The following is a 1164-nucleotide window of genomic DNA, read 5'->3' as shown; positions in this document are numbered from 1 at the left end:
CCGTGGGGCGCGATCGACCCGCACGACTACATCGCCGTCCACGGCCCCCGGGCCGGGGACCGGATCCGGCTGGGCGACTCCGGGCTGATCGTGCGGATCGAGTCCGACTCCCAGGAGCCGGGCAGCGAGTTCCTGGCCGGGTTCGGCAAGACCGCCCGCGACGGCATCCACCTCAAGGCCACCACCGTCCGCGCCACCTGCGACGTGGTCCTCTCCAACGTCACCGTCATCGACGCCGTGCAGGGCATCCGCAAGACCTCGATCGGGATCCGCGAGGGCCGCATCGTCTCGATCGGGCGCGCGGGCAACCCGGACACCCTCGACGGCGTCGAGGTCGTGGTCGGCACCGGGACCACGATCGTGTCCGGCGAGGGCCTGATCGCCACCGCCGGCGCGATCGACACCCACGTCCACCTGCTGTCCCCGCGCATCATGGAGGCCTCGCTCGCCTCCGGCGTCACCACCATCATCGGCCAGGAGTTCGGCCCCGTGTGGGGCGTCGGCGTCAACTCCCCCTGGGCGCTGCGGCACGCGTTCAACGCCTTCGACGCCTGGCCGGTCAACATCGGCTTCCTGGCGCGTGGTTCGTCCTCCGACGCGGGTCCGCTGGTGGAGGCCCTCGCCGAGGGCGGGGCGTCGGGGTTCAAGGTCCACGAGGACATGGGCGCGCACACCCGCGCCCTGGACACCGCGCTGCGGGTCGCCGAGGAGCACGACGTGCAGGTGGCCCTGCACACCGACGGCCTCAACGAGTGCCTGTCGGTGCAGGACACCCTCGCCGTGCTGGAGGGCCGCACCATCCACGCCTTCCACATCGAGGGCTGCGGCGGCGGCCACGTCCCCAACGTGCTGAAGATGGCCGGCGTCCCCAACGTCATCGGCTCCTCCACCAACCCCACCCTGCCCTTCGGCCGCGACGCGCTCGGCGAGCACTTCGGCATGATCGTCTCCGCCCACGACCTCAAGACCGACCTGCCCGGCGACGCCGCCATGGCCCGCGACCGCATCCGCGCCGGCACCATGGGCGCCGAGGACGTCCTGCACGACCTCGGCGTCATCGGCATCACCTCCTCCGACGCCCAGGGCATGGGCCGCGCCGGCGAGACCGTCCGCCGCACCTTCGCCATGGCCGGCAAGATGAAGCACGAACTCGGCCCCCTCGAC

1 protein-coding gene is annotated in these 1164 nt (G+C 72.3%); it reads left to right on the top strand.

Translation table 11 applies throughout. The features are described 5' to 3' along the window. Positions 1-12: 12 nt before the first annotated feature. Positions 13-1164 (top strand): urease subunit alpha (locus TR50_RS42175; RefSeq protein WP_063775270.1); only part of this gene is annotated, 1152 nt, incomplete at its 3' end.

This window comes from Streptacidiphilus anmyonensis (assembly GCF_000787855.1).
Lineage (GTDB): Bacteria > Actinomycetota > Actinomycetes > Streptomycetales > Streptomycetaceae > Streptacidiphilus > Streptacidiphilus anmyonensis.
Note: the sequence above shows the minus strand (reverse complement) of the source record. Positions and strands in the feature narration are given on the sequence as shown.